The sequence below is a fragment of the Terrabacter sp. P2_E3 genome (assembly GCF_056403915.1).
Window position 1 is genome coordinate 121,173 of the sequence record NZ_JBFUEN010000011.1, and the last position, 26,943, is coordinate 148,115.

27 protein-coding genes are annotated in these 26,943 nt (G+C 72.5%); 11 read left to right on the forward strand and 16 right to left on the reverse strand.

Going from position 1 to position 26,943, the window contains the following annotated elements:
- Positions 1-2: 2 nt before the first annotated feature.
- The 7 genes from rnc to AC1DW8_RS16310 all read right to left on the reverse strand — a co-directional run bounded on the left by rnc (position 3) and on the right by AC1DW8_RS16310 (position 6,843).
- On the reverse strand, positions 3-746 hold the full coding sequence (gene rnc, locus AC1DW8_RS16280; protein ID WP_056770120.1) for a ribonuclease III: 744 nt from the start codon (positions 744-746) through the stop codon (positions 3-5).
- A 52-nt stretch (positions 747-798) separates the two neighbouring features.
- Positions 799-993, reverse strand: a complete 195-nt coding sequence (gene rpmF, locus AC1DW8_RS16285) for a 50S ribosomal protein L32 (protein ID WP_020142793.1) — start codon at positions 991-993, stop codon at positions 799-801.
- 1 nt (position 994) lies between these two features.
- Positions 995-1,570, reverse strand: a complete 576-nt coding sequence (locus tag AC1DW8_RS16290; protein ID WP_056770124.1) for a YceD family protein — start codon at positions 1,568-1,570, stop codon at positions 995-997.
- A gap of 89 nt (positions 1,571-1,659) precedes the next feature.
- On the reverse strand, positions 1,660-2,160 hold the full coding sequence (gene coaD, locus AC1DW8_RS16295; RefSeq protein ID WP_056770128.1) for a pantetheine-phosphate adenylyltransferase: 501 nt from the start codon (positions 2,158-2,160) through the stop codon (positions 1,660-1,662).
- Positions 2,161-2,215: 55 nt separating this feature from the next.
- Entirely contained in the window at positions 2,216-2,797 is a 582-nt protein-coding gene (gene rsmD, locus AC1DW8_RS16300) for a 16S rRNA (guanine(966)-N(2))-methyltransferase RsmD (protein WP_478095185.1), read from the reverse strand.
- Position 2,798: 1 nt separating this feature from the next.
- Entirely contained in the window at positions 2,799-5,060 is a 2,262-nt protein-coding gene (locus AC1DW8_RS16305) for an ATP-dependent DNA helicase RecG (protein WP_082619321.1), read from the reverse strand.
- Between the two features lies 1 nt (position 5,061).
- The gene (locus tag AC1DW8_RS16310; RefSeq protein WP_056770135.1) at positions 5,062-6,843 is read right to left on the reverse strand and encodes a DAK2 domain-containing protein; all 1,782 of its coding nucleotides are present in this window, start codon (positions 6,841-6,843) and stop codon (positions 5,062-5,064) included.
- A gap of 183 nt (positions 6,844-7,026) precedes the next feature.
- On the opposite strand from AC1DW8_RS16310, the gene AC1DW8_RS16315 reads away from it, so the two are divergent.
- Together AC1DW8_RS16315 and rpmB are read left to right on the forward strand one after the other, a co-directional pair.
- Complete coding sequence (locus tag AC1DW8_RS16315) at positions 7,027-7,809, forward strand: fructosamine kinase family protein (RefSeq protein WP_478095186.1); 783 nt, start codon at positions 7,027-7,029, stop codon at positions 7,807-7,809.
- A gap of 166 nt (positions 7,810-7,975) precedes the next feature.
- On the forward strand, positions 7,976-8,164 hold the full coding sequence (gene rpmB, locus AC1DW8_RS16320) for a 50S ribosomal protein L28 (protein WP_020142801.1): 189 nt from the start codon (positions 7,976-7,978) through the stop codon (positions 8,162-8,164).
- 203 nt (positions 8,165-8,367) lie between these two features.
- Here rpmB and thiL read toward each other — a convergent pair whose 3' ends face one another.
- The gene (thiL, locus tag AC1DW8_RS16325) at positions 8,368-9,336 is read right to left on the reverse strand and encodes a thiamine-phosphate kinase (protein ID WP_082622760.1); all 969 of its coding nucleotides are present in this window, start codon (positions 9,334-9,336) and stop codon (positions 8,368-8,370) included.
- 219 nt (positions 9,337-9,555) lie between these two features.
- On the opposite strand from thiL, the gene AC1DW8_RS16330 reads away from it, so the two are divergent.
- Together AC1DW8_RS16330 and AC1DW8_RS16335 are read left to right on the forward strand one after the other, a co-directional pair.
- Positions 9,556-9,789: an Lrp/AsnC family transcriptional regulator gene (locus tag AC1DW8_RS16330; RefSeq protein WP_020142803.1), complete on the forward strand. Its 234-nt coding sequence runs from the start codon at positions 9,556-9,558 to the stop codon at positions 9,787-9,789.
- Positions 9,790-9,850: 61 nt separating this feature from the next.
- Positions 9,851-10,246: a DUF3515 family protein gene (locus AC1DW8_RS16335; RefSeq protein WP_056824550.1), complete on the forward strand. Its 396-nt coding sequence runs from the start codon at positions 9,851-9,853 to the stop codon at positions 10,244-10,246.
- Between the two features lie 57 nt (positions 10,247-10,303).
- On the opposite strand, the gene AC1DW8_RS16340 is transcribed toward AC1DW8_RS16335, so the two are convergent.
- A complete protein-coding gene (locus AC1DW8_RS16340) occupies positions 10,304-11,440 on the reverse strand; it encodes a D-alanine--D-alanine ligase family protein (protein WP_056824548.1) in 1,137 nt (378 codons plus the stop codon).
- Positions 11,441-11,489: 49 nt separating this feature from the next.
- Between AC1DW8_RS16340 and AC1DW8_RS16345 the strand changes: the two genes are divergently transcribed.
- On the forward strand, positions 11,490-12,575 hold the full coding sequence (locus AC1DW8_RS16345; RefSeq protein ID WP_478095187.1) for a trans-sulfuration enzyme family protein: 1,086 nt from the start codon (positions 11,490-11,492) through the stop codon (positions 12,573-12,575).
- 27 nt (positions 12,576-12,602) lie between these two features.
- Here the strand turns inward: AC1DW8_RS16345 and AC1DW8_RS16350 are convergent, their stop codons facing one another.
- On the reverse strand, positions 12,603-13,604 hold the full coding sequence (locus tag AC1DW8_RS16350; RefSeq protein ID WP_478095188.1) for an NAD(P)H-dependent glycerol-3-phosphate dehydrogenase: 1,002 nt from the start codon (positions 13,602-13,604) through the stop codon (positions 12,603-12,605).
- Positions 13,601-14,401, reverse strand: coding sequence for a lysophospholipid acyltransferase family protein (locus AC1DW8_RS16355; RefSeq protein ID WP_056770146.1), 801 nt, complete (start codon positions 14,399-14,401; stop codon positions 13,601-13,603). The genes AC1DW8_RS16350 and AC1DW8_RS16355 overlap by 4 nt, the downstream gene beginning before the upstream one ends.
- Positions 14,402-14,516: 115 nt before the next feature.
- On the opposite strand from AC1DW8_RS16355, the gene cofC reads away from it, so the two are divergent.
- Positions 14,517-15,386, forward strand: a complete 870-nt coding sequence (gene cofC, locus AC1DW8_RS16360; protein WP_478095189.1) for a 2-phospho-L-lactate guanylyltransferase — start codon at positions 14,517-14,519, stop codon at positions 15,384-15,386.
- Between the two features lie 76 nt (positions 15,387-15,462).
- Here the strand turns inward: cofC and AC1DW8_RS16365 are convergent, their stop codons facing one another.
- The 3 genes from AC1DW8_RS16365 to leuC form a co-directional block, all read right to left on the reverse strand.
- Positions 15,463-16,233 (reverse strand): HU family DNA-binding protein, encoded by a 771-nt coding sequence (locus tag AC1DW8_RS16365; protein ID WP_478095190.1) that lies wholly within the window; start codon positions 16,231-16,233, stop codon positions 15,463-15,465.
- A gap of 286 nt (positions 16,234-16,519) precedes the next feature.
- Positions 16,520-17,113, reverse strand: coding sequence for a 3-isopropylmalate dehydratase small subunit (gene leuD / locus AC1DW8_RS16370; protein WP_478095191.1), 594 nt, complete (start codon positions 17,111-17,113; stop codon positions 16,520-16,522).
- Between the two features lie 3 nt (positions 17,114-17,116).
- Positions 17,117-18,562: a 3-isopropylmalate dehydratase large subunit gene (leuC, locus tag AC1DW8_RS16375; RefSeq protein WP_478095192.1), complete on the reverse strand. Its 1,446-nt coding sequence runs from the start codon at positions 18,560-18,562 to the stop codon at positions 17,117-17,119.
- Between the two features lie 153 nt (positions 18,563-18,715).
- On the opposite strand from leuC, the gene AC1DW8_RS16380 reads away from it, so the two are divergent.
- The 3 genes from AC1DW8_RS16380 (at position 18,716) to fgd (ending at position 21,727) form a co-directional block, all read left to right on the forward strand.
- Entirely contained in the window at positions 18,716-19,468 is a 753-nt protein-coding gene (locus AC1DW8_RS16380; protein ID WP_020142814.1) for an IclR family transcriptional regulator, read from the forward strand.
- Between the two features lie 177 nt (positions 19,469-19,645).
- Complete coding sequence (locus tag AC1DW8_RS16385; RefSeq protein WP_082619417.1) at positions 19,646-20,647, forward strand: L,D-transpeptidase family protein; 1,002 nt, start codon at positions 19,646-19,648, stop codon at positions 20,645-20,647.
- A gap of 72 nt (positions 20,648-20,719) precedes the next feature.
- Complete coding sequence (gene fgd, locus AC1DW8_RS16390; protein WP_478095193.1) at positions 20,720-21,727, forward strand: glucose-6-phosphate dehydrogenase (coenzyme-F420); 1,008 nt, start codon at positions 20,720-20,722, stop codon at positions 21,725-21,727.
- Here fgd and AC1DW8_RS16395 read toward each other — a convergent pair.
- A complete protein-coding gene (locus AC1DW8_RS16395) occupies positions 21,720-22,256 on the reverse strand; it encodes a DUF4188 domain-containing protein (RefSeq protein ID WP_478095194.1) in 537 nt (178 codons plus the stop codon). The two genes, fgd and AC1DW8_RS16395, sit on opposite strands and share 8 nt — an antisense overlap.
- Before the next feature lie 71 nt (positions 22,257-22,327).
- On the opposite strand from AC1DW8_RS16395, the gene AC1DW8_RS16400 reads away from it, so the two are divergent.
- Positions 22,328-22,984, forward strand: a complete 657-nt coding sequence (locus AC1DW8_RS16400) for a MerR family transcriptional regulator (protein ID WP_478095195.1) — start codon at positions 22,328-22,330, stop codon at positions 22,982-22,984.
- A gap of 50 nt (positions 22,985-23,034) precedes the next feature.
- On the forward strand, positions 23,035-25,209 hold the full coding sequence (locus AC1DW8_RS16405; protein WP_478095196.1) for a bifunctional lysylphosphatidylglycerol flippase/synthetase MprF: 2,175 nt from the start codon (positions 23,035-23,037) through the stop codon (positions 25,207-25,209).
- Here the strand turns inward: AC1DW8_RS16405 and AC1DW8_RS16410 are convergent.
- The gene (locus tag AC1DW8_RS16410) at positions 25,194-26,921 is read right to left on the reverse strand and encodes an alpha/beta hydrolase (protein ID WP_478095197.1); all 1,728 of its coding nucleotides are present in this window, start codon (positions 26,919-26,921) and stop codon (positions 25,194-25,196) included. The genes AC1DW8_RS16405 and AC1DW8_RS16410 overlap by 16 nt on opposite strands.
- Positions 26,922-26,943 lie beyond the last annotated feature (22 nt).

Below are 26,943 nucleotides of genomic sequence, written 5' to 3' on the forward strand. Positions count from 1 at the left end.
GCTCAGGCCTGCGTCTGGCCCGTGGCCGCCGACGACACGGAGGCGCTGCGACGACCGTCGAGCGCGTGCCAGGCCTCCTTGGCGGCCTTCTGCTCGGCCTCCTTCTTCGAGCGGCCGCGACCTTCGCCGAGGACCTCCTCGCCGACGACGACGCGGGCGTGGAACTCCTTCTCGTGGTCGGGCCCCTGCTCGCTGACGCGGTACTCGGGCGAGCCGAGGGCCGAGCCGGCCGCCATCTCCTGCAGGCTCGTCTTCCAGTCGAGACCGGCGCCGAGCGTGGCGGCCTCCTCGATCAGGGGATCGAAGTGGTGGTGCACGAAGCGCGCGGCGAAGTCGATGTCGGTCGACAGGAACACGGTGCCGATGAGGGCCTCGAGCGTGTCGGCCAGGATCGAGGCCTTGTCGCGGCCACCGGTGGCCTCCTCACCCTTGCCGAGCATGACGTACTGCCCGAGGTCGAAGACCCGGGCGACGTCGGCAAGCGCCCGCATGTTGACGACGGCGGCGCGCAGCTTGGCGAGCTGCCCCTCCGCGAGGTCGGGGTGCTCACGATAGAGCGACTCGGTGACGACGAGGCCCAGCACGGAGTCCCCGAGGAACTCGAGGCGCTCGTTGTTGGGCAGGCCACCGTTCTCGTAGGCGTACGACCGGTGCGTCAGGGCACGCAGGAGCAGCGGCTCGTCGATGTCCTGGCCGACCACCTCACGGAGGTGGGCGATCAGAGCATCGACGGGCCGCTGCGGCACCGCCGGAACACCCCCAGCACCAAGGCTGCTCACGGGGCTGCTCACGGGGTGATCAGGCCTGGTGCTCGGTGCGCTCGGCAGCGGCGTAGTGACGGCCCTTGTACGTGCCACACGAGGGGCACGCGATGTGCGGCTGGGTCGCCGCACCGCACTGGGGGCACGTGGTGAGCGTCGTCGGCGTTGCCTTCCAGTTCGCGCGACGCGAACGGGTGTTGGAGCGCGACATCTTCCGCTTCGGGACAGCCACGTCAGTTCCTCTTCTCTTGCGGGTCGTTCCCCAGCAGTCCGCTGAGGGACGACCACCTCGGGTCGATCACTTCATGATGATGGTCCGGGTCCTCCGCGAGGTGCATCCCACACTCGGAACACAACCCCGGGCAGTCAGGCCGACACACCGGTTGGAACGGCAGCGTCGGCACGACAGCGTCCCGGAGCACGGGCTCGAGGTCGATGAGGTCACCGACCAGCTCGTGCACCTCGTCCTCGTCCGAGTCGGCTCCCACCTCGTGGTGGTGCGCCGCCCGGTCGGCGTAGGCGAACAGCTCCTGGAAGGTCCCCTCGACATCGAGCTCGAGAGGATCCAGGCACCGCACGCAGGCGCCGGTCGCCGTGCCACTGGCCGAACCCGTGACGAGGACACCTTCGACGACGGACTCGAGGCGCACCTCGACCTGGACCGGTTGACCGGTCTGGATCGAGATGACGTCGGTTCCGAGGTCGTCGGGCAACGTCACCGTGCGCGAGATCTCGTGCATCGTGCCCGGTCGCCGAACAAGCTCTCTGGTGTCGAGCACCAGAGGAGAACGGGGATCGGGACGGTCCATGACTCCTGCGCACAGTTGAGGATTCGGCCCGCGCCAAGACGGACGTGGACCGACCTCCAAGGCTACTAGAGGCGCGCCGTGCGCCCAAATCAGCCCGAACGCTCCCCCAGCCGCTCGATCAGCGCCGCCAGGACCGGGTCCGGCACGAGGCCGCTGACGTCGCCGCCGTAGCGCGCGACCTCCTTGATGAGCGAGCTCGAGACGTGCTGGAGCGTGGGGTCGGCAGCGATGAAGAGCGTCTCGACGCCGGTGAGGTGGTGGTTCATGTGCGCCATGGGCAGCTCGTAGGCGAAGTCCGTGCCGCCCCGCAGCCCCTTGACCATCGTCGCCGCTCCGACCTCGCGACACACGTCGACGACCAGGGTGCCGGCCCAGGCGCCGATCCGGACGTTGGGCAGGTGGCCGACGGACTGCTCGATGAGGGCGGTGCGCTCCTCGATGTCGAACGTGCCGTGCTTGCTCGGGTTGTGCAGGATCGCGACGACGACCTCGTCGAACAACCTGCTGGCCCGGGTCACCACGTCGACGTGACCGTTGGTGATCGGGTCGTAGGAGCCGGGGCAGACACAGCGGCGCGCTTCGCTCGTCACGCGGCCCAACCTACCTTCCGGGTCCCCGACGTCGCGTGAACCTCGCTCCACGGGGTCACGCGACGACGTCGCTCGGCGGCGGCTCGGCGAACCACATCGCGGTCTCGCCGTAGCGCTTCTCGCCGGAGAGCTCGAGCCCCTCGGGCCACGTCGGTTGCGGTGAGCGGCTCGAGCGCTCGACGACGACGAACGCGTCACGCGCGAGCCACTGGTACCCGACGAGCGCGGTGAGCACGGCCGCCAGGGCGTCCTCGGGCACGTCGTAGGGCGGGTCGATGAGCACGAGGTCCATCCGTACGCCGGCGGGTGGGCCGGCGGCGAGGGCGCGCTCGACGGTGTCGGCGACGACGCGGACGGCCGGGTGCCCGATGACGCCGACGTTGGCGCGGATGACCTTCGCGGCAGCCTGGCGCGACTCGACGAGCAGGACCTGCGCGGCGCCGCGGCTCGCGGCCTCGAGGCCGAGCGCACCGGACCCGGCGTAGAGGTCGAGCACGCACGCGCCCTCGAGCAGCCCCCGGTGCTCCAGCCGACTGAAGAGCGCCTCGCGGACCCGGTCAGACGTGGGTCGGGTCGAGGACCCGGGCGGCGTCTGGAGGCGACGACCGCCTGCCGTGCCGCTGATGATCCGTGTCATGTCAGCCCCGCTCGAGCCATACGGCCTGCTCCTCGTCGAGCCGCATCGCGACCGCGGCGGCGAGCGCCGGGTGCTCGCGCAGCCCGGGGTCGGCGTCGACGAGCGCGAAGGCGTCCTCGCGGGCGTCGGCGATGATCTGTTCGTCCTCGAGCCTGCCGAGGCGCAGGTGACGCACGGAGTTGCCCCGGCCGCTCTGGCGCGCCCCGAGCACGTCGCCCTCGCGGCGCAGGAGCAGGTCGGCGCGGGCCAGCTCGAAGCCGTCGGTCGTCGCGGCGACCTGGTCGAGGCGCTCGGCGGCACGCTCCCCCGCACCCTGGGTCATGAGCAGGCAGAGCCCGGGCACCGCACCACGGCCGACACGACCCCGCAGCTGGTGCAGCTGGGAGATGCCGAACCGGTCGGCGTCGACGACGACCATGACCGAGGCGTTCGGCACGTCGACGCCGACCTCGATGACCGTCGTGGCGACGAGGACGTCGATCTCGCCGTCCCCGAAGGCACGCATCGTGGCGTCCTTGGCGTCGGGGTCGAGCCGGCCGTGGAGCACGCCGATACGCGTGCCGTCGAGGGCCGGGTTGGCGCGCAGCGTGCTGAGCATCGCGTAGACGCCGGTCAGCTCCCGCTCGGGGGCGTCGCCCTCGACCTCGCCCTCGTCCCCCTCCCAGTGGGTCTCCCAGCCGGCGTCCTCGTCGGACGTGTCGCGGGAGGTGGCGCCGCTGCCCGGGGCGGCAGCGGCCTCGTCGTCGACGTCACCGATGCGCGGGCAGACGACGTAGGCCTGGTGGCCCTTGGCGACCTCCTCGGCGACGCGCTGCCACGTGCGGTCGACCCAGCCGGGCCGGTCTGCGTCGACGACGTGCGTCGTGATGGGCGAACGACCGCGCGGCAGCTCACGCAGCGTCGAGGTCTCCATGTCGCCGAAGACCGTCATCGCGACGGTGCGCGGGATCGGGGTGGCCGTCATGACGAGCACGTGAGGTGGCCGGATGCCCTTCTCGCGCAAGGCGTCCCGCTGCTCGACGCCGAAGCGGTGCTGCTCGTCGACGACGACGAGGGCGAGGTCCGCGAACTGGACGTGCTTCTGGATGAGCGCGTGGGTGCCGACGACGATGCCGGCCTCGCCGGAGGCCGCGTCGAGCAGGGAGCGACGGCGGGTCGCGGTGTTCTGGCTCCCGGTGAGCAGCGCCACGGTGGTCCCGAACTCCGAACCGCCGAGCATGCCGCCCTGCGCGAGGTCGCCGAGCATCGCGGTGATCGAGCGGTGGTGCTGAGCCGCCAGGACCTCGGTGGGGGCGAGCAGGGCGGCCTGGCCGCCAGCGTCGATGGCGGCGAGCATGGCCCGCAGCGCAACCACCGTCTTGCCCGAGCCGACCTCGCCCTGGAGGAGCCGGTGCATCGGCCGGTCGGACGCGAGCTCGGTCGTGAGCACCTCGCCGATCTCGCGCTGCCCCGCCGTGAGCTCGAAGGGCAGCCGGGCGTCGAAGGCGGCCAGCAGGCCGCCGGGACGCGGAGGCCGCGGCGTCGCGAGCTCGGACTCGGCGGCCTTGCGGCGCTGGGCGAGGATCGCCTGGAGGACGAACGCCTCGTCGTACTTGAGCCGGTCGAGCCCACGGGACGGCTGGTCGTCGAGCGAGGGTCGGTGGACGAGCTCCAGCGCGACGGCGCGGTCGACGAGACCCCGCGCGGCGCGTACGCCGTCGGGAACCGGCTCGCGGACGCGGTCGACGGAGTCGAGCGCCTGGTGGACGAGCCGGCGCAGCTTGAGGGAGTTGAGCTTGCCCGTCGTCGAGTAGACCGGCACGCGGTGGGTGCGGTACCACTCGACGGTCGCCTCACCCTGCTCGTCGTCGTCGAAGAGCTCGTACTCCGGGTGGGTGAGCTGGAGCCGCCGGCCGTAGGCGCCGATCTGCCCGACGAAGAGCCCGCGCACGCCGGGCAGCAGCTTCTTCTCGTGGCCAAAGGCGCTGAAAAAGGTCACGTCGAGCTCGTTGCCGTGGTCGTCGCCGATGACGACGGTGAGCATCTTGCCTCGACGGTTGCGCATGGCCCGCGAGGTCGCCGTGCGGACCTCGGCCACCACGAGGACCTCCTCGCCGACGTGGAGCGAGGACAGGTCGGTGAGCTGGCCGGGGCGCACGTAGCGCCGGGGCACGAACTCGAACAGGTCGCCGACACTCTGCAGGCCCTTGGTGCGGGCCAGCTGGGCGGCGTCGGGCTTGGTGAGCAGCTTGGTGAGCGGCGAGTCCTCGGTGAGCACCGGCACCTCACTCCACCCCCAGCAGCACGGGGTAGACCGCCTGCCCACCGTCGAGGAGCGAGACCTCGATGCCGTGGTGGGCGACGCGGGCCTCGGCGGTCACGGCCTCGAGCAGGCCGTCGGGCGCGTCGACACCCGCCACGACCGTCAGGAGCTCACCGCCGCTCGCGAGCAGCCGCTGCACGACCTGCCGGGAGACGTCGAGCTGGTCGGAGCCGACGATGACGACGTCACCGTCGACGACGCCGAGCACGTCACCCGCCTCGCACGGACCGCCGCTCGTGAGCGCCGCCCGGTTGGCCACGGTGACCGCGCCGTGTCGGGTCGCCGACGCAGCCGCCTGCATGGCGAGCACGTTGGCGGACGCCGCGGCGGTCGGCTCGAAGACGGCGAGGGCGGCGATGCCCTGCACGGCCGTGCGGACGTGGACGAGGTGCGCCTCGATGCCGTCATCGGCCACCGCACGCACGGCGGCGGCAGCGGCCAGGAGCGTGTCGCCGTCGTTGGGCAGGACGACGACGCCCGAGGCCCCGCGTGCGTGCTGCTGGCGGATGGCGTCGATGAGACCCCCGGTCGAGGCGCGCCGACCGGGTCCGGAGCGGACCACGACCGCGCCGGCGTCCTCGAAGAGCCCCTCGAGACCGACGCCGGCGGCGCACGCGACGATCGCGGCACCACGGACCGCCGAGGTGCCGGCATGGTCGACCCGCGGACCTCGAGTGCCGTGGCCGTGCTCGTCGGTGAGGCGCGTGATGCGCACCCGGTGCGGGCGGCCGGCCTCGATGCCGGCCTCGACGGCGGCGCCTGCGTCGTCGACGTGGGCGTGGACGTTCCACTCCCCGTCGCCGCCGACGACGAGCACCGAGTCGCCGAGCTCGACGAGGCGGGCGCGCAGGGCGTCCACCGCCGTGTCGTCGGAGTCGCGCAGGAGGTACATCACCTCGAACTCCGGGATGCCGGGGGCCTCGGCGCCGTCGGCCGGTCGAGCCGCGCTGAGCGCCGCGCTCCGGGGGTCGGGCCGGCGCCGGGACCGTCGGTCGGAGGCGTCGGACCCGGAGCGAGCGCGCTGGCCGGCGCAGACCCGCTCGAGGCACTCGAGGAGCACGACGAGCCCGGCTCCCCCGGCGTCCACGACGCCGGCGCGGGCCAGCACCTCGAGCTGCTCGGGCGTGTGCTCGAGGGCCTCCCGGGAGGCGTCGAGAGCTGCGAGCGCGACGGCGTGGACTCCTACGGGTCCATCGCCTGTTGCGGGGGCACCCGGGTCGGGGTCGCCGGCGCCGTCGGTGACGGCATACGACCCCGGGGCGGTGGACCCGGCGGCCCGGGCGGCGGCCTCGGCCATGGCGCGGGCCACCGTGAGGATGGTCCCCTCCTTGGGGTCCGTCACGGCCTGGCGGGCGCGCTGCTCTGCGTGCTGCAGACCCTCGGCGAGGACGCGGCCGTCGATCTCGGCTGCCCCGGCGCAGCCCTCGGCGAGTCCGCGGGCCAGCTGGCTGAGGATGACGCCGGAGTTGCCCCGGGCGGTCCACAGCAGGTGGCGGGCGAAGACGGCGAGCAGCGCGTCGGCCGTCGTGACGTCCGCGGTGGCCAGGGTGCGCTCGACCGCGCCGTCGAAGGTGAGGTAGAGGTTCGTGCCCGTGTCGCCGTCGGGGACGGGGAAGACGTTGAGGGCGTCGATCTCGGCGCGGCGGGCCGCGAAGAGCGACCGTGTCAGCACGGCCCACCGGCGGACCGCGACGAGGTCGAGCAGGCTGAGCGGCCCGTCGGGCGGCGGCGCTGCGCCGGGCATCGGACCTCCTGCTCGTCGTGCGTGTCCATCGGCCTGGGGATCGGCTCGCCGATGCTCGGCAGGCTAGCGCCTCGTCCGGACGGTCGCATGCACCAGTCCTGTGCCGCGCACCAGTCCTGTGCCGCACCGGCGTCATGGCGCGCCCACGACGGTAGGGACCGCCGACGACACCGGGCCACTAGCGTGGGCGCGGTGTCGAGCGCCGCCCCCACCCACCGGAAGTCGTGGCCCGCAGCCCCCGCCGGCTTCTTCGAGGTCGAGGCGGCCGGCCTGCGCTGGCTCGGGGAGGCGCAGGAGCGCGGCGGCGCCCGCGTCGTCGAGGTCCGCGGCGTCGGTGCCGGGCACATCGACCTCGCCCGGCTGCACCCCTCTCGTCCGACGGAGGAGGCGGCCGAGGCCCTCGGGCGGGGTCTTGCCGTGACTCATGCTGCGGGTGCGCCGGCCTTCGGGTCTCCCCCGGCGGGCTGGACCGGTGCCGCCTGGATCGGGCGCCAGACGCAGAGCAACGACCCGACGCCGACGTGGGGCCTGTTCTACGCCGAGCAGCGGGTGCGCCCTTTCGTGCGCCGGGCCATCGACCGCGGTCACCTCGACGCCGCCGGGGCCCGCACCGTCGACCGCGTCTGCGACCGGCTGGCGTCCGGCGACCTCGACGACGACCGACCCCCGGCGCGCATCCACGGCGACCTGTGGGCAGGCAACGTCGTGTTCACGGCCGACGGCGCCGTCCTCATCGACCCGGCCGCGCACGGCGGCCACGGCCTCACCGACCTCGCGATGCTGGCCCTCTTCGGCTGCCCGGGCCTGGGTCGCGTCCTCGCCGCCTACGAGGAGGCCGCCGGAGTCCGCCCGGGGTGGCGCGAGCTCGTGGGCCTGCACCAGCTGCACCCGCTCGCCGTGCACGCGGCGTCGCACGGACCTGCGTATGCCGCCCAGCTCGTCGAGACGGCCCGGACCTTCGTGTGAGGCGGGGTCAGTGGGGTGCTCACGCCGTTTTGTCGTCCGAGCATCTCGTCGGCTACGCTTTACCGGTTCCCCCCGTGACTGCGGGGTGACGCGCGCCCTCGTGCGTCTGCCCCGATCCAGTGGTGGAGCTCAGCACTTCGTCAACATCGAATTTCAGGAGATACCCGTGGCTGCCAACTGCGACGTCTGCGGCAAGGGACCGAGCTTCGGTCACAACATCTCGCACTCGCACCGCCGCACCAAGCGCCGCTGGAACCCCAACATCCAGCGCGTTCGGACGCTGGTGGACGGTGTGACGCCGAAGCGACTCAACGTCTGCACCTCCTGCCTCAAGGCGGGCAAGGTCGTTCGCTGAACGTCCCTCACCACAACGCTGAAGGCCGGTCCCCCGAGGGGGCCGGCCTTCGTCGTGCCCGCCGGGTGCGGGTCGAGGGGACCGCCCGCGTCCGGGCGCGACGGCATACCTCGTCGTGCGGGTGATCGCGCACCCGCTGTCGCCCGGGCGCACGGGCTGCGCGATCTCGCGCCCCACCTCGAGCCGCGCGCCCGCCGCTCCGGTCAGGCGCCGCGGAAGTGGTCCCAGCCGGTGTGCGTGACGACGCGGCCGCCGACGAGGATGCCCGCACCCTCACCGGCCCCGGGAGCCCGGACGGACCCGATGGCCCGCCAGCCGACGGGCAGAGACCCCCGCGGGAAGGTCGCGAGCAGCGAGTGCTCCTCGCCGCCGGCCAGCACGCAGTCGAGCGCGGCCTCGGCCCCGAGGGCCTCGGTCAGGGCGTCGACGTCCGGGGCGAGCGCCCGCGGGTCGAGGTCGATGACGACGCGGCTGGCCCGGGCGATCCGCCCCCCGTCGCGCAGCAGGCCGTCGCTGAGGTCGAGCATCGCCGTGGCCCCGGCGGCCGCCGCCTCGGGCCCCGCGGCGAGCGGGGGGTCGGGACGTCGCTGACGGGCGACCGCGACCGGGTGCCGCTCGACGGCGTCGGCCCGGAGCAGGCGCAGGCCCGCGTCGGCGAGGCCGAGCGACCCGTGGACGGCGAGGACGTCCCCGGGCCTCGCCCCCGAGCGGAGCACCGGCTCGCCGTCGAGGCGGCCGAGCGCCGTGACCGACACCATGACGACCCCGGGCGGCGCGGACGAGAGGTCTCCGCCGAGCACGGCCACGCCCGCGGCGGCACACGCCTGCGCCAGGCCGCCCACGTGGTCGAGCACCCACTCCAGCGACAGGTCGGGGTCGGCGACGAGCGTGACGAGGATCCCCGTGGGCCGGCCGCCCATCGCCGCGACGTCGGCGAGGTTCTGGGCCACGACCTTGTGCCCGATGTCCGCGCCGGAGGACCACGCGTCGAGCCAGTCACGGCCGAGGACGACGGTGTCGGTCGTGGCGATCGTGCGCTCGGACGTGCGCAGCACCGCGGCGTCGTCACCCGGGGCCACGAGCAGCTCGTCGGTGCCCGGGAAGGCCGGGAGGATGCGCCCGAGCAGCTCGTCCTCGTCGAGGTCGCGCAAGGGCGTCCCGCCCGTCATCATCGGCCCACGCTGGAGCCGCTGCCCGTTCGGCACGGATCACACACCCTTTCGGTGGACGGCCGTCTCAGGCCCCCGGTTTCCATGGGACGTGAGGCCCCATGGCAAGGTAGCGTCAGGGCACGGTCGCAGTCACACTGGGACCTGCCGTTCCGAGCGGTTGGGCCAGCGCATCGCGCCCGTGCACGACCGTCCAACGATCGACACACAGTGAGGTGACACGTGGTCCAGGCCTACATCCTGATCCAGACCGAAGTCGGCAAGGCCGCGAGCGTGGCGGAGGCGATCGCGGGCATCTCGGGCGTGACTCTCGCCGAGGACGTCACGGGTCCCTACGACGTCATCGCCCGCGTCGAGGCCTCCAACGTCGACGACCTCGGCCGTCTCGTCATCGCCAAGCTCCAGGACGTCCCCGGCATCACCCGGACCCTGACCTGCACGGTCGTCCACGTCTGAGGCCAGCCCCCTGACCGGACGCCCGTACCTCACGACGGCGGCGCTCATCGGCGTCGCCGTCGTGCTGTCCGCGTGCAGCCGCGCCCCCGAGGTGGCGCTCGCGCCCCAGGCGTCGGCGCCGGTCTGCGCCTCGGCCCGGTGGCCCGGTGACGTCAGCGGCCACACGAGGGTGACGACGCAGCCCGACGACGGGTCGGTCGCGGCGTGGGGCGACCCGGCGCTCATCGCCCGCTGCGGGCTCGACCCCCTCGGCCCGACGACCGACGACTGCGTGACCGTCGACGGCGTCGACTGGGTGGTGCGCCCCCTCAGCGACGGGTCGGTGGCGACGACCTACGGCCGCGACCCGGCCATCGAGGTGCTGGCCCCCGGTGCCTACGGCGCGGTGCCGCTGCTGCTGCCGGCCTTCACCGACGTCGCGAAGTCCCTCCCGGCCACCGGTCGCCACTGCTCCTGAGGGCGTATGCCGTGTGGCCGACCCGGCAGTCCCCGGAACGTGCCCGGTCGGCCCGGTTCAGCGCAGGCCGGTGCGCCGCTCGAGGGCGAGCGAGATCAGCTCGTCGATGAGGTCGGGGTAGGCGACGCCCGAGGCCGCCCACATCCGCGGGTACATCGAGTGCGGCGTGAAGCCCGGCATCGTGTTGATCTCGTTGATGAGCACCCGGCCGTCGTCGGTGTAGAAGCAGTCGACGCGCGCGAGCCCCTCGCAGCCGAGCGACTCGAACGCCTCGGCGGCGAGCCGTCGGACCTCCTTGGAGATCTCCTCGGGCACGTCGGCGGGACAGGTGAGGTCGACGTCGGCCTCGGCGAGGTACTTCGCCTCGAAGTCGTAGAAGCCGTGGTTGTCGTGGACCGCGACCTCGCCCACCTCGGACGTGCGCGGCCCGGACGTGCCGTGGCCCTCGAGCACGGCGCACTCGATCTCACGGCCCGCGATCCCGGCCTCGACGAGGACCTTGGGGTCGTGCTCGCGGGCCACCTCGATGGCGGCCTGGAGCTCGGCGGGGTCGTCGACCCGGGTGATCCCCATCGACGAGCCGGCCCGGGCGGGCTTGACGAAGAGCGGGTAGGCGAGACCGGCGCAGGCGTCCATGGCGGCGGCCGGGTCGGTCCGCCACGCGCGGTCGGTGATGACGGCATACGGCCCGACGGGCAGCCCGTGGCCGGCGAAGACGACCTTCATGTAGTGCTTGTCCATGCCCGCGGCGGAGGCGAAGACGCCGGAGCCGACGTAGCGGACGTCGGAGAGCTCGAGGAAGCCCTGAAGCGTGCCGTCCTCGCCGAACGGCCCGTGCAGCAGGGGGAAGACGACGTCGACCTGACCGAGCTCCTGCGGCGGCCGGCCGGCCTCGAGCGAGGTGAGCGAGCTCTCGCGCGTCGAGAGCGGCAGCACCACGTGGGCGGCGCTCGGCTCGACCTCGGGTGTGCGCCCGGCCGTCAGCTCGAAGCGGCTCGGCTCGTCGGCCGCGAGGACCCACTGCCCGTCGCGGGAGATGCCGATCGGGATGATGTCGTACTTGCTGCGGTCGATGGCGCGCAGCACCCCGGCAGCGGTGGCGCAGGAGACTGCGTGCTCCGAGGAGCGCCCTCCGAAGACGATGGCGACGCGGGGGCGGCTCGGCAGGTCGGGCTGGGGCTGGTCCGTGGTCATCAGACGAGACTCTATCGAAGACCGTGGGGGCCCCTCGTACCCTGAGGGCGTGGGCACCGAAGCGGATTCGCAGCACCTGCACGTCGACACCTTCCTCGTGGCGTCGGGACGCCCCGAGCGCTCCCCCGGCTCGCCCGCGAACGTCGCCGTCGAACTGACGTCGACGTATGCCGCGGACGGGCCCGTCAACTACGCCCGCTCGGGCAACCCGACGTGGAACGCGTTCGAGGAGGCGCTCGGCGGCCTCGAGGGCGGTCACGCGCTCGTGCACGCGTCGGGCATGGGAGCCATCTCGGCGGCACTCGCGCTCGTCCCGGCCGGCGGCAGGGTCGTCGCCCCCGACACGACGTACAACGGCACCGGCGACCTGCTCGTGGCCCACGAGAAGGCCGGCGGCACGGTCGTCCGCGTGCACGCCACCGACACGGCCGGCTTCGTCGCCGCCCTCGAGTCGGCCGACCTGCTCTGGCTCGAGTCGCCGACGAACCCGCTCATGGACGTCACCGAGCTCGACGTCGTCCTCGCCCGGTCACGCGAGCTCGGCGTGACGAGCGTCGTCGACAACACCCTCTCGACCCCGCTGCTGTGCCGGCCCCTCTCCCTCGGCGCCGACGTCGTCGTGCACTCCGTGACGAAGTACCTCTCGGGCCACAGCGACGTCGTGCTCGGCGCGACCGTCGTCGCCGACACCGAGCGCGGGCGCGCGATCGGCGATCGGCTGCGTCGCCACCGCACCCTGCACGGAGCGATCGCCGGACCGATGGAGGTCTTCCTCGCGCTGCGGGGGCTGCGAACGCTGTCGGTGCGGTTCGAGCGGGCCAGCGCCAGCGCGGCCGAGCTGGCCCGCCGCCTCGAGGGCCATCCGGCCGTGGAGCGCGTGCGCTACCCCGGCTCGGGCGCCATGGTCTCGATCGACGTGGCCGGTGACGCGGACGCCGCCGAGCGGGTCTGCGCCTCGACGCGTCTCTGGCTGCACGCGACGAGCCTCGGCGGCGTCGAGTCACAGCTCGAGCGCCGCCGGCGTCACCCCTCGGAGTCCGAGCAGGTGCCGGTCAACCTCGTCCGGCTGTCGGTCGGCATCGAGCACGTCGACGACCTGTGGGCCGACCTCGCCCAGGCGCTCGACCACGCCTGACGCGAGCCGGGCGGGCGGCATACGCCCTCAGTGCTTCTCGGCCTTGAGGTCACGTGACATGAGGCGCGGGCCGACCTCGCTCGCCGAGTGACCGTCACGGATGACGGCGACGACCTGCTCGCAGATCGGCATGTCGACGTCGTGCTGCCCGGCGAGCGTGAGGATCGACTCGCACGACTTGACGCCCTCGGTCGTCGTGCGCAGCTCGGCGGTCGCCTCCTCGACGGTGCGGCCCCGCCCGAGCCGCACGCCGAAGCTGTGGTTGCGCGAGAGCGGCGACATGCACGTCGCGATGAGGTCTCCGACGCCCGCGAGGCCCATGAACGTCTGCGGGTGCGCGCCGAGAGCCAGGCCCAGGCGCGTCGTCTCCGCGAGACCACGGGTGATGATCGTGGCCTTCGTGTTGTCGCCGAACCCCATCCCCTCGGCCATGCCGGACGCGAGCGCGACGACGTTCTTCGTGGCCCCGCACACCTCGGCGCCGATGACGTCAGTGTCGGTGTAGGGCCGGAACCACGGGGTCGCGCAGGCGCTGGCGACGCGCTCGGCGGTCGCCATGTCACGGCACGCGACGACGCCCGCGGCCGGCTGGCGACGGGCGATCTCGGGCGCGAGGTTGGGGCCGGACACGACGACGATGCGGTTGGTCGCGATGTCGGCGGCCTCGGCGATGACCTCGCTCATCCGCATCGTCGTGCCGAGCTCGACGCCCTTCATGAGCGACACGACCGGGGCGTCGGTGGGGATCGAGGCGCCCCAGCGGGTCAGGTTGTCGCGCAACGTCTGCGAGGGCACGGCGAACACGACGACGTCGGCCCGGTGGAGGGCCTCGGCCGGGTCGACGGTGGCGCGGACGGCCGACGGCAGCTCGAGCTCGGGCAGGTAGGCGTCGTTGCGCCCGGCGTTGATCGCGTCGGCGACCTCTGGTCGACGAGCCCACATCGTCACGTCGCACCCGGCGTCGGCCAGGATCATCCCGAAGGCCGTGCCCCAGTTGCCACTGCCCATGACGGCGACGCGAGCCGTCACGACGGACTCCCGTCCCGACCGCGGTGACGCTTGGCGCGCCCGATCTCGTGATGCTTGAGGGGGTCACCGATCTCGGGGACGCCGTGGCTGCGCGGGTCGAAGCGCTCGGTCGGACGCTTCTCGTCCCGGAGCACCTCGAGCAGCCCGGTGATGCGGTCCATGAGCCGGTCGGTGGCCTCGCGCAGCACCTTGGTGTCGATCGGGCGGTCGTAGAGGTCGGTCAGGTCGACCGGCGGACCGGCGTACATCATCATCGTCTTGCGCGGGAAGAGCGAGGGCTTGTGGCCGTAGGGGGACAGGATCTCCTGAGCACCCCACTGCGCCACCGGGATCAGGGGACAGCGCGTCTCGAGGGCGACCCTGGCGGCGCCCGTCTTGCCCCGCATCGGCCACAGGTCGGGGTCGCGCGTGATGGTGCCCTCGGGGAAGATCCCGAGCGCCTTGCCGGCGCGCACGCCCTCGACCGCGGCCCGGTAGGAGTCGGTCGCTGCGGCGGAGTTGCGGTAGACGGGGATCTGTCCGCACTTCTTGAGGAGCCAGCCGACGAACGGGATCGCGAAGAGGCTGTCCTTGCCGAGGAAGTAGGCCTCGCGCCCGCTGTCGAACATGAAGTGCGCGAAGACGAGCGGGTCGGCGTAGGAGATGTGGTTCGTCGAGACGACGAAGCCGCCCTCGACCGGGATGTTCTCGAGCCCGCGCCAGTCGCGCTTGGTGACCCGCATCAGCAGCGGCCGGAGCAGGAGGGCCACGAGCCGGTAGGCCCACGGCAAACGCCTCTTGGGTGCGCCGGCAGTCACGGTGTCACGTCCTCCTCGTCGTGCGCACGCCGGTCGACGTGGGCTGGGCTTCATCTTGTCCACCTCACGGCGCGGTGTCGAGCAGCAAGGCGGCGAGTGGGACGATATCGCCAGCATGACGACCTCCTCGCACGCGCACCCCCCGGCAGAGCCGTCCGCCGGCTGGCACGTCGTCGTCCCCGTCAAGGACACGAGCCACGGCAAGTCGCGCCTCGCCCGCGCCGTCGGCTCGGACCGCACCGAGCTCAGTGCCGCGATTGCGACCGACACGCTCGCCGCGGCCGCCGCGGCCGTCGGACCGGACCACCTCGTGCTCGTGACGAGCGACGCGGGCCTGGCGGCCAGGTGGCGTACGCGTGGGGTGCACGTCGTGGCCGACCCGGGTACCGGGCTCAACGACGCCGTCTCCGCCGGCATGCGGCACGCCGGGCCGGGCGCCCGCGTGGCCGCCCTGCTCGGTGACGTGCCCTCGCTCGACGCCGCCTCGCTGCGGTCGGCGCTCGGGGCCGCTGCGTCCGTCGAGGAGTCGTTCGTGCCCGACGCGGACGGCACGGGCACGGTCCTGCGCTGCGGCCGCGGCTTCACGCCACGGTTCGGCACCGACAGCGCCGCGCGTCACGAGGCCGACGGGGCGGTGCGGCTGGAGCTGCCGCTACCCCGACTGCGTACCGACGTCGACGACGCACGGAGCCTCGCGCGGGCGCGCCGGCTCGGGCTCGGTCCGGCGACACGCACCGTCCTCGAGCACCGGGCATCTGGTTGGATCAGGAGCATGCAGGCCACCGTCCACCGCTTCGACCCCGAGACCCACACCGGGAGCGTGCTGCGCGACGACGGCGTCGAGCTGCGCTTCGAGGCACCGGCCTTCGAGGCGAGCGGCCTGCGCCTGCTGCGCCTCGGCCAGCGCCTCACGGTCGAGGTCGTCGACGACCTCGTCATCGCGCTGCACATCGTGGGCGTCGGGCCGGGCCAGCCCATCCGCTGACGCACGCGTGGGCCCGACCGTCGCCGGTCGGGCCCACGTCACGTCCGGCGACGCCCGTGGCGGGCGCCGCGTGGCCTCACCTCGAGGCGGTCTTCCTGGCCGTCGTCTTGCGGGCCGTCGTCGTCTTCTTGGCCGCCGTGGTCTTCGTGGCAGCGGCCTTCGTCGTCGTCTTCTTCGCCGCCGCCCTGGCCGGGGCGGCCTTGGTCGCCGTGGCGCGCTTGGCCGGCGCAGCCTTCGTGGCAGCGGCCTTCGTCGTCGTCTTCTTCGCCGCGGCCCTGGCCGGGGCGGCCTTGGTCGCCGTGGCGCGCTTGGCCGGCGCAGCCTTCGTCGCAGCGGCCTTCGTCGTCGTCTTCTTCGCCGCGGCCTTCGCCGGGGCGGCCTTGGTCGCCGTGGCGCGCTTGGCCGGCGCAGCCTTCGTCGCAGCGGCCTTCGTCGTCGTCTTCTTCGCCGCGGCCTTGGCCGGGGCGGCCTTGGTGGCGGTCTTCTTCGCCGTCGTCCGCGTGGCCGGGGCCGCGGCCACCGAGGTGCCGGCGGAGGCGCGCGAGGCGGCCGACTCGGTCTTGGAGAGCTTCTTGGCGCCCGACACGACCTCCTTGAAGTTCGTGCCCGAACGGAACTTGGGGACGCGGGTCTTCTTGATCCTCACGGTCGCCCCCGTCTTGGGGTTGCGGCCGGTGCGTGCGGCCCGGTCGGCCCGCTCGAAGGTGCCGAAGCCGGTGATGCCGACCTTGCCACCCTTGGCGACCTCGCGGATGACGACGTCGAGGAACGCCTCCAGCGCGTCGGATGCGACCTTCTTGCTGCCGAGCTTGACCTCGAGCGCGTCGATCAGTTCTGCCTTGTTCACGTCTTCCCCTCCAGAGGACTGTCGGTGTCAGGCGACCCGACGATGTGCGTCCGGAACCGGTCCGGCTACCTCCTGACGTTAGGCCGCCACGGCAGGCACGTCCATCACCGGTCGGTGGGTTTTTCGTTGTGTCGCAAGGAGTTTGACGGGTTCTGAGCGGGTTCTCGGACGGCACGGGGACGTCTGAGCCGTGTCCGATTCGCCCTGAAACGAGAACGGATCCCCTTGTCTGACAAGGGGATCCGTTCACTCTCAGGCACCATCTGGGCGCCGCAGGAAGGTGCCGTCAGGCGGGAGTCGTCACCGGCTTGTGGCTCGCCCGGTGCGACTCGAAATCTGCGACGAGATCCTCGTGTCGCAGGGTCAGCCCGATGTCGTCGAGGCCCTCGAGGAGGCGCCAGCGCGTGTAGTCGTCGATCTCGAAGGGTGCGACGATCTCTCCGGCATGGACCGTGCGACCGACGAGGTCGACCGAGATCTCGGCACCGGGGTTGTTCTCGAGGTACTTCCAGATCAGCTCGACGTCGTCCTGGGACACGATCGCCGTGAGCAGGCCCTGCTTGCCGCTGTTCCCGCGGAAGATGTCGGCGAAGCGGGAGCTGATGACGACCCGGAAACCCCAGTTCATCAGCGCCCAGACGGCGTGCTCGCGACTCGACCCCGTGCCGAAGTCGGGGCCGGCCACGAGGACCGAGCCGTTGGCATACACCTGGTTGTTGAGGACGAACGACTCGTCCTTGCGCCAGGCGGCGAAGAGGCCGTCCTCGAAGCCGGTGCGCGTCACGCGCTTGAGGTACTCGGCCGGGATGATCTGGTCGGTGTCGACGTTGCTGCGGCGCAGCGGGACTCCGATACCCGTGTGGGTCGTGAACGCATCCATGGCTCAGGCCTCCCCGGTCGTCGCGGACGCCAGCTGGCCGTGCGCCCGGCTGGCACTGTCGAGGTCGGAGGGGCTCGACAGCGTGCCCCGGACGGCGGTCGCTGCCGCCACGAGCGGGCTGACGAGGTGGGTGCGGCCACCCTTGCCCTGCCGGCCCTCGAAGTTGCGGTTGGACGTCGACGCGCTGCGCTCGCCGGGGGCGAGGGTGTCGGGGTTCATGCCGAGGCACATCGAGCAGCCGGGCAGGCGCCACTCGGCACCGGCCTCGGTGAAGACCTTGTCGAGCCCCTCGGACTCGGCCTGGAGGCGCACCTTGGCCGACCCGGGGACGACGAGCATGCGGACGCCGTCGGCGACCCGGTGACCCTGGACGACGGCGGCCGCCGCGCGCAGGTCCTCGATGCGACCATTGGTGCACGAGCCGACGAAGACCGTGTCGACCTTGATGTCGCGCAGCGGCGTGCCGGGCTCGAGGCCCATGTAGGCGAGGGCGTTGGCGGCCGCGAGGCGGTCGCTCTCGTCGGCGAACTCCTCGGGGTCGGGCACCGACGCCGAGAGCGGCAGACCCTGGCCGGGGTTGGTACCCCACGTGACGAAGGGGGTCAGCTCGGCGGCGTCGAGGTCGACCTCGGCGTCGAAGACGGCACCGTCGTCGGTGCGCAGCGAGGTCCACTCGGCGACCGCGGCGTCCCAGTCCGCGCCGGTCGGGGCGTGCGGGCGACCCTCGAGGTAGTCGAACGTCGTCTGGTCGGGCGCGATCATGCCGGCGCGCGCGCCGGCCTCGATGGACATGTTGCAGACCGTCATCCGGGCCTCCATCGACAGGGCCTCGATGGCCTCGCCGCGGTACTCGATGACGTAGCCCTGGCCACCGCCGGTGCCGATCTTGGCGATGACGGCCAGGACGATGTCCTTGGCGGTGACGCCGTCGGGCAGCTCGCCGCGCACGTTCACGGCAAGGGTGCGGAAGGGCTTGAGGGGCAGCGTCTGCGTGGCGAGCACGTGCTCGACCTCGGAGGTGCCGATGCCGAAGGCGAGCGCACCGAAGGCGCCGTGCGTCGAGGTGTGGCTGTCGCCGCAGACGACGGTCATGCCCGGCTGCGTCAGGCCGAGCTGCGGGCCGACGACGTGGACGATGCCCTGGTCGGCGTCACCCATCGGATAGAGGCGGACACCGAACTCCTCGCAGTTGCGGCGGAGGGTCTCGACCTGGATCTTCGACACCGGGTCGGTGATCGGGCCGGGCGTCGTGGGGACGTTGTGGTCCTCGGTCGCGAGCGTCAGGTCGGGGCGGCGCACGGGCCGGCCGGCGAGCCGCAGCCCGTCGAAGGCCTGGGGGCTGGTCACCTCATGGAGGAGGTGGAGGTCGATGTAGAGGAGGTCGGGCTCCCCGTCGGCGCGACGTACGACGTGTGCGTCCCAGACCTTCTCGGCCAGTGTCCCTGCCATGACTTCCCTCTGACTTCCCTCCGCGGCGGCGTTCCGGTGCTCGAGCGCGTGCGCCATCGAGGACCTGGTCGCGACATCGCTCTTCGGCCAGCCTGAACCTTTTGTGGGCCCGGTGGATTGACGTCTCAGTGCCTGAGACGTCAGTATCAGTGCATGGACAACTCTTCAGGGGTCGGTGTTCTCGACAAGGCCGCCACGGTGCTCGGCGCTCTCGAGGCAGGTCCGGCCACCCTCGCCCAGCTCGTCGGAGCCACCGGGCTCGCGCGTCCGACGGCCCACCGTCTGGCCGTCGCGCTCGAGCACCACCGTCTCGTGTCGCGGGACATGCAGGGACGCTTCGTGCTCGGTCCGCGGCTCGGCGAGCTCGCCTCGGCCGCGGGCGAGGACCGTCTGCTCGCGGCAGCCGGTCCGGTTCTCGGCGCCCTGCGCGACCACACGAACGAGAGCGCGCAGCTCTTCCGCCGCCAGGGCGACCAGCGCATCTGCGTCGCCGCGGCCGAGCGGCCCGTCGGACTGCGCGACTCGATCCCGGTCGGCGCGACGCTCTCGATGCTCGCCGGCTCGGCCGCGCAGGTCCTGCTCGCCTGGGAGGAGCCCGACCGGCTCCACCGCGGCCTGCAGGGTGCAGCCTTCACGGCCACCGCGCTGTCCGGCGTGCGCCGTCGCGGGTGGGCCCAGAGCGTCGCCGAGCGCGAGGCGGGCGTCGCGTCGGTCTCGGCCCCGGTACGCGGCCCGTCGGGTCGCGTCGTCGCCGCGGTGTCCATCTCCGGGCCCATCGAGCGCCTTTCGCGCCAGCCCGGTCGGCTGCACGCTGCCACGGTCGTCGCCGGGGCCAACAAGCTGACCGAGGTGCTGCGGCGCCACCACGCCATGCAGCAGCAGCAACAGCAGCAGCACAACGCCTGACCCCATCGGCTCCCGGCCGCCTCCCGACAACGGCGTCGGGGACGGCAGGCCGTGCACAACGGATCGGTCACGATCCGGATCGACACCCCGACCCGGACAACCATTCCGGGCGTCGTCGCGTCACCCTCAGTGCAGTGCACCGACGCACGGCACGTCGCGTTCAGACAAGGGGTCACGATGCAGACAGCCACCTCACCGCTCCGGGCCACCGCCGGCCGGCGCCGCACGCTCGCGCTCGTCGGCCTCGCGACCCTCGTCGCCGCGACGACGGCCTGCAGCCCGGACCAGACGGTCGGGGCTGCCGCCACGCGCGTCGGCCAGACCGCGACGTCCGGATCGTCCGGCATACCGGCACCCACGACCGAGACCCCCACCGGCACCGCCGTCGAGACGCCGCCGGCCGCCCCGTCCACGGTCACGCCGCCGACCAGCGCTCCGCCGACGCCCACGCAGCAGACGCCGGCGCGGCCGACGCAGCCCTCGAAACCCACTCCCTCGGCGACGGCCGAGCCCGAGCCGGCACCGGTCATCATGCTCCGCGCCGGCGACACCGGCCCGAAGGTGCGCTCCCTGCAGGCCCGGCTGCGACAGCTGAGCTGGTTCGACGGCGACGTCAGCGACCGCTACGGCAGCAAGACGACCGCCGCAGTCCGTGGATTCCAGGCCAAGCGCGGCTTCGACGCGACCGGCACGCTCGACGAGCGCACGTGGGACCGCCTCGTGTCGATGACGCACCGACCGACGACCGACGAGCTCGCCAACGTCAAGCCGAAGCCCGTCGAGCCCAGCCCCGCGTCCGTCTCGTGGGACGTCGACGAGCGCTGCATGACCGGTCGTGTCATGTGCGTCAGCAAGTCGACGAAGCGCCTCACCTGGGTCGTCGACGGCGTGCCGCAGTACGGCTTCGACGTGCGGTTCGGCAGCGACGAGCTACCCACCCGCGAGGGCGTCTTCTCCGTCTACAAGAAGAAGGTCGACGTCATCTCGAACCTCTACCACACGCCCATGCCGTACTCGATGTTCTTCTCCGGCGGCCAGGCCGTGCACTACTCCTCGAACTTCGCTCGCCTCGGCTACGCCGGCGCCTCGCACGGCTGCGTCAACGTCCGCAACAAGCCGCTGCTCATCCAGCTCTACGGAGAGGTGCGGATCGGCGACCAGGTCGTCGTCCACTGGTGACGGCCCGACGGCCCCTGTGCACCCCGACGTAGGCTGACGGAGGTCACTCCCCCACGGCCCGAAGGAGTCGGTGTGCTCAAGGTTGGTTGGAAGGCGTCCGCGGAGCAGTTCGGTCCGCGCGACCTCGTCACGTTGGCCACGCAGGCCGAGCAGGTCGGGCTCGACTCGGCCTTCATCTCCGACCACTTCCAGCCCTGGCGGCACCAGCAGGGCCACGCCCCCTTCGCGATGAGCTGGCTCGCGGCCGCGGGCGAGCGCACCGAGCGGATCCAGCTCGGCACGTCGGTCATGACCCCGACGTTCCGCTACAACCCGGCCGTCGTGGCGCAGGCCTTCGGCACGCTGGGAGCCCTCAACCCCGGACGCATCGTCCTCGGCATCGGCACCGGCGAAGCCCTCAACGAGGTGGCCGTCGGCGCCGCGGGCTCGCCGTGGCCGGAGTTCAAGGAGCGCTTCGCGCGGCTGCGAGAGGCCGTGACGCTCATGCGCAAGCTGTGGACCGAGGAGCGTGTCGACTTCGAGGGCGACTACTACCGGACGCACGCGGCGACGGTCTACGACCGCCCCGAGCAGCCCATCCCCGTCTACGTCGCGGCCGGCGGTCCGCTCGTCGCGAGGTATGCCGGCCGGTCGGGTGACGGGTTCATCTGCACCTCCGGGAAGGGCCGCGAGCTCTACGAGGACAAGCTGCTGCCCGCCGTCGACGAGGGTCTGGCCAAGTCCGGGCGCACGCGTCACGACATCGACCGGATGATCGAGATCAAGCTCTCCTACGACCGTGACCCCGACCAGGCGCTGCACAACGTGCGCTTCTGGGCGCCCCTGTCGCTCAGCGCCGAGCAGAAGCACGGCGTCGACGACCCGGTCGAGATGGAACGCCTGGCCGACGAGCTGTCCGACGAGGAGATCGCCAAGCGCTGGATCGTCACGAGCGACCCGGCCGAGGCCGTCGACGCGGTGCGCCAGTACGTCGACTGGGGTTTCAACCACGTCGTCTTCCACGCGCCCGGCCACGACCAGGGCCGGTTCCTCGAGCAGTTCTCGGCCGACGTGCTGCCCGGCCTGCGCGAGCTCAGCTGACGACGCCCTCCGGGGCGGCGCTGCCGGCGGCGACCTCGCTCCGGCCGATCCGGGCGTGCCGTCGACGGCTGCGGTCCTCGGTCAGGCCGAAGGCCTTGCCGAGCCCGGTCGGCGGCATCCCGACGTAGAGGCTCTCGTGCCCACCGGCCGGGACGGCATACGTCTCGTGCCAGATGCCGACGGCGCCGGTCGCCCTTCGGCTCCGACGGTAGAAGGCCGTCCAGGCCGGACGGTGGCGTCGCTCGGGGTCGTTGGCGTAGGCGTACACCGACTCGACGTCCCGCCAGTACTGCACGAGGGTGGGCCCTCCCGAGCCGAGAAGCGTGCGGGCCTCGAGGAAACCGAGGTCGGGCCCGTCCCCGCGTGCGGCGGCGGCCTTGGCCGCATACAGCTCGCTGATCATGCCCGGCATCGCGGCGAACACCGGACCCCAGAGGTCGGGGCGCCACGGGTGGTTGACCCGCATGCCGATGAGGAAGACGGCGAGCTCGCCGTCGTGGGTGTGGCTCGTGTGGAGAAAACCGCTCATGACACGCCTCTCGGATAGTGGTGCTATCCAAGTTTGGACAGTCATACTATCCAAAGTCAAGGGAGGACTTCATGCGCATCTCCGAGCTCGCCGAAGCCACCGGCGTCAGCATCCCCACGCTCAAGTACTACCTGCGGGAAGGGCTGCTCCATGCCGGCGTGGCCCAGGGCGTCACCCGCGCCTCCTACGACGAGAGCCACGTCGAGCGGGTCCGCCTCGTGCGCACCCTCGTCGACGTGGGCCGGCTCTCGATCGACCGGGTACGCGAGGTCGTCCATGCCCTCGACGAGCCACCCGCAAGCCGGCACGAGCTCCTCGGGGCCGCGCACGAGGCCCTGCGCCCCCACGTCACCCCGGGGGCCGCAGGGGACGTCACGCCCGAGTCGCTCGAGCGGGTGCGCGCCCTCGGGCCGCCGGGCTGTGAGCACTCGCCGGCCGGGCTCCAGCTCGCCCAGGCGCTCACGGCCGCTGCTGCCGGAGGGTGGAGCGTCGACGACGCGACGCTCGACACGTGGCACCGGGCCATGCTCTCGGTCGCCGAGACCGATGTCGCGCCTGCTCTGGCCACCGCCCCGCCCGAGGAGGCCCTGCGCTACGCCATCGTCGGCACCGTCCTGACCGACCCGGTGCTGCTCGCCCTGAGACGTGTGGGGCAGGAGTCGGTCAGTGCCCGACGGCTCGGCGGCCCCGGGACGACGGCCACCCCCTCCGCGAGCACCGCGCACTAGCATCGCAACAGGTCCACCGCGGACCGGAGACCCGGGAAGGGGCCGCGCGCGTGACGACAGCTTCGAACGACCCCGACGACGCACCGGACCCCGGTCCGACGGCCCGGGCGACCGCCCTCGCCCGCCGCCTGCCCTTCACGATCGTCGTCGTCGTCGGCACCATGCTCGTGCTGGCACTGGCGACCGGCACGCTGTGGAACGCGCTCGAGGACCGGGACCTCGTCAACCACGTCGCGTACGGTCTCCCGGCTCTCCAGGACGGCCGTTGGTGGACACCGGTCACCGGCGCCTTCTTCGCCCTCACCCCGTCGCAGTACCTCCCCGTGGCCGGCGGAGCCCTGCTCATGGTCGGCTGGTCGGAGTGGCGTCTGGGCACCCGTCGGGTCGCGGTCGCCGCGACGTCGACGCACCTGGCCGGCGTCCTGCTGGCCTCGCTGTTCCTGCTCGTCGTCGACGGCACCGGCTGGGAGTGGGCCGCCCGGCTCGCGGCAGAGCTGGATGCAGGGTTCAGCGCCGGTGCCCTCGGAGCGGTGGCCGCGGCGAGCGCAACCCTCACCCCGCCGTGGCGCGGGCGGCTCAGAGCGGTCCTGTCCCTCTACGCCGTCGTCGCACTCCTCTACGTCGGACGTCTCTGGGACCTCGAGCACGCCATCGGCATCTCGGTCGGGCTCGCGCTCGGGCCGGTCCTGCTCGGCCGCCGACCGTCGCTCGCGCTGCCTCGCTTCAGCCGGCACGAGTGGCGGGTCGTGTCGTCAGCCTTCTACCTCGTCAGCGCGCTGGTCCAGATCCTGCTCTACTTCACGCCGTCGGACGGGCCGCTCGGGGCGACCTCCGACGACACGGACGCCTTCAGCGTCCTCATCAGCGCAGCCATCTCGCTCCTGCTCGCCGACGGCCTGCGGCGCGGCTCGCGTCGGGTGTGGTTCCTCGCCGGCGGGCTCGCGACCCTCTCCCTGCTGGCCCAGTCCCTGCTCATCGTCGTCGAGGTCGTGGCGCCCGACCAGCTCAACGGCGACGGACAGGTCGCGACCTCCATCCCCGAGCTCGTCGTCACCGTGGTCATCACGCTGCTCCAGCTCGCCGTCCTCGTGCTCGGGCGGTCGGCCTTCCAGGCGCGGTCACGACGGAAGCGGCGCAGGGAGCTCGCGACCGGGGCGAGCGACCGGGAGACCGCAGTGGCACTCCTCAAGGAGCACGGTGGGTCGACGATGGCGTGGATGGGCACCTGGCCCGACAACCACTGGTACGTCCACCGCGACCCGTCGGGTGCACCGGTCGGCTACGTCGCCTTCCAGGTGCACCGGGGCACGGCCATCGCCCTCGGCGACCCCGTCGGTGCGGACGCCGCGACGCGCGCTGACGTGCTCCAGGGTTACGTCGACGAGCAGGAGACGCACGGGCTCATGGTGTGCTTCTTCTCCGTCACACAGGAGGTGGCCGACTGGGGGCGTGCCCACGGCCGGCGCGACGTGCTCGTGGCCGAGGAGGCGATCATCGACCTGCCCGACCTCGAGTTCAAGGGCAAGTCCTGGCAGAGCGTCCGCACGGCCCTCAACCGGGCGACGAAGGACGGGATCACCTACCGCGAGGGGCAGCTCGCCGAGATGCCCCGCGGCCTGCTGACCCAGGTGCGCGCCATCTCCGAGCTCTGGGTCTCGGACAAAGGGCTGCCCGAGATGGGCTTCACGCTCGGGGGCGTCGACGAGGCCCTCGACCCCGACACGCGCGTAGGCCTGGCCGTCGACGCCGACATGACGGTCCACGGCGTGACCTCGTGGCTGCCCGTCCACTCCGCCGGCGGCGAGGTCCGCGGGTGGACGCTCGACGTCATGCGGCGCCTCCCGGACGGCTTCCGGCCGGTGACCGAGTTCCTCATCGCGAGCGCCTGCCTGTCCTTCCGTGAGCAGGGTGCGTCGTTCGTGTCGCTCTCAGGAGCGCCGCTCGCGCACTCCGGCGACGGGACGGCCGAGCGGGCCGCGCTCGAGCGACTGCTCGACCAGCTCGGAGAGGCCATGGAACCCCTGTACGGCTTCCGGTCGCTCGACACCTTCAAGCAGAAGTTCCGCCCCCGGCACGAGCCGGTCTACCTCGTCTTCGCCGACGAGGCCGCCCTGCCGCGCATCGGACTCGCCCTGACCTCGGCGTACCTCCCCGGCGCCTCCCTGCGTGACCTCGCCCGCGCCGGGCTCCAGTCACGCAGGGACGAGGCTCAGGTGTCCTTGTAGGGCCGCTTCTCGAGGACGGACGCCAGCGCCGCCGTCCTGTCGGGTGTCCAGCCGGGCGGGTTCGTCACGGCGACCCACGACTCGAGGTTGGACGTGGCCGAGTAGAGGTGCCCGTAGCCCATCGGGATGCTGCCCGCGCCCGGCAGGTCGAGCAGCACCTGCCACATCGTCACGAGGGGGAACCAGCCCATCCGCGCCGACACGTCCGGCCCACGCTCGCCGTCCTTGAGCCACTCGGGCGAGCTGAAGGCCATGCTCGGCGAGAAGAAGACGATGGGGTCGCTCGCGTGCTGGAGGTAGACGAGCCGCGTCGGACCCCAGGTCGAGCCCCCGCGGTCCAGGCCGTTCTGCTCCGCGGTGAAACGCACCGTACGGCCCTGCTCGTAGACCGGCAGGTATGCCGGGCTGTCGGGCTGACGCTGGGCCGTGAGCCGGGCGTGGAGGTCGTTGACGAACGGCGGCCCCGACATCAGGGCGCCGTCGATCGGCTCGTTGATGACGTTGATCGAGGACAGGATGCTCTCGACGCCGAACGAGCCGAGGGAGAGCCCGTAGAGGTAGAGCTTCGGCCGGCTCGCCTCGGGCAGCGTCGACCAGTACTGGTGGATGGTGTCGAAGACGACGCGGGAGGTCTCGCGGACGGCGTCCTGGTCGGCGAGGAGCGAGATCCACGACGGCAGGTAGGAGTACTGGACGCCCGCGATGGCGGTGTCACCGTTCCAGAGGAACTCGAGGGGGTCGGTGCCGTTCTGGTCGAGGAAGCCGGTGCCGGTCGTCGTGGCGACGACGAGGATCTTGCGGTCGAAGGCGCCGGTTCGCTTCAGCTCGGCGAGGACGACGTCGGCGCGCCCCTGCACGGTCTCGGCGGAGCGGAGACCGGCATAGACCCGGATCGGCTCCTTCGCGCCGCCGCCGTTCGCGGCGTCGAGCTCGGCGACGGTCGGTCCACCACCGACGAAGTAGCGTCCCTGGCGCCCGAGCAGGTCCCAGCTGGAGAGCGACTGCGGGCTGCCGGAGCGCTCGGGGACCTGCGGACGGTTCATGTCCTCGGCGATGAGCGTGTCACGTGGCGCGAAGGTGTTGTTGGCCACGGCGAAGAAGCCGTTGACGAGGACGCCGGTGAGCAGCGACCAGATCAGGGCGAGCAGGACCGCCGAGCCGACGACGACCGCCACACGGCGGGGCAGGCGGCGCCCGAGCCAGCGGAAGACGGTGCGGAAGAGCAGGCGCAGGCTCCGGGCGACGACGAGGATGAGGACGGCGAGGAGCACCGTGAGGCCGATGACGACGGGCCACTGGGTCGGCGACGCCGGCTCCATCCCGTAGAGCGTGCGGATCTCGTTCTGCCAGCCGACCTGGCGCCAGCCGGTGAAGACCGCAGCCCAGAGGCCGAGGCCCACGAAGATCGCCACGAGGATGCGTCGCGCCCGGCCAGGCACGCTCGGGATCCCGAGGTAGCGCCAGAGCGCCTGGGTGCCCGCACCGATGCCGTAGCCGATCATCACGGTGACACCCGAGGCGATGCCTTGCACCATCGCGCCACGAGGCAGGAGCGAGGGCAGCAGCGACAGCGCAAAGAACCACGCCGCCACGGTGAGGCCGACGCCGGAGAACGTCGTGTCGAAGACCCGGCGGGGAGTGCCCAGCGCCGGGCGCCAGGAACGGCGGCGGGCGGTGACCTCCGGAGGGGCGACGGCGGTCGTCGCGGTCATGCGGCGGCTCCTTGCTCGGCGT

Bases quoted from the DNA above. Each gene is read 5' to 3' on its own strand.
- AC1DW8_RS16290 (WP_056770124.1), bottom strand. From the start codon at position 1,570: ATGGACCGTCCCGATCCCCGTTCTCCTCTGGTGCTCGACACCAGAGAG.
- rsmD (WP_478095185.1), bottom strand. From the start codon at position 2,797: ATGACACGGATCATCAGCGGCACGGCAGGCGGTCGTCGCCTCCAGACG.
- AC1DW8_RS16310 (WP_056770135.1), bottom strand. From the start codon at position 6,843: ATGCCCGGCGCAGCGCCGCCGCCCGACGGGCCGCTCAGCCTGCTCGAC.
- thiL (WP_082622760.1), bottom strand. From the start codon at position 9,336: ATGATGACGGGCGGGACGCCCTTGCGCGACCTCGACGAGGACGAGCTG.
- AC1DW8_RS16340 (WP_056824548.1), bottom strand. From the start codon at position 11,440: ATGACCACGGACCAGCCCCAGCCCGACCTGCCGAGCCGCCCCCGCGTC.
- cofC (WP_478095189.1), top strand. From the start codon at position 14,517: ATGACGACCTCCTCGCACGCGCACCCCCCGGCAGAGCCGTCCGCCGGC.
- leuD (WP_478095191.1), bottom strand. From the start codon at position 17,113: ATGGATGCGTTCACGACCCACACGGGTATCGGAGTCCCGCTGCGCCGC.
- leuC (WP_478095192.1), bottom strand. From the start codon at position 18,562: ATGGCAGGGACACTGGCCGAGAAGGTCTGGGACGCACACGTCGTACGT.
- AC1DW8_RS16380 (WP_020142814.1), top strand. From the start codon at position 18,716: ATGGACAACTCTTCAGGGGTCGGTGTTCTCGACAAGGCCGCCACGGTG.
- AC1DW8_RS16385 (WP_082619417.1), top strand. From the start codon at position 19,646: ATGCAGACAGCCACCTCACCGCTCCGGGCCACCGCCGGCCGGCGCCGC.
- AC1DW8_RS16395 (WP_478095194.1), bottom strand. From the start codon at position 22,256: ATGAGCGGTTTTCTCCACACGAGCCACACCCACGACGGCGAGCTCGCC.
- AC1DW8_RS16400 (WP_478095195.1), top strand. From the start codon at position 22,328: ATGCGCATCTCCGAGCTCGCCGAAGCCACCGGCGTCAGCATCCCCACG.
- AC1DW8_RS16410 (WP_478095197.1), bottom strand. From the start codon at position 26,921: ATGACCGCGACGACCGCCGTCGCCCCTCCGGAGGTCACCGCCCGCCGC.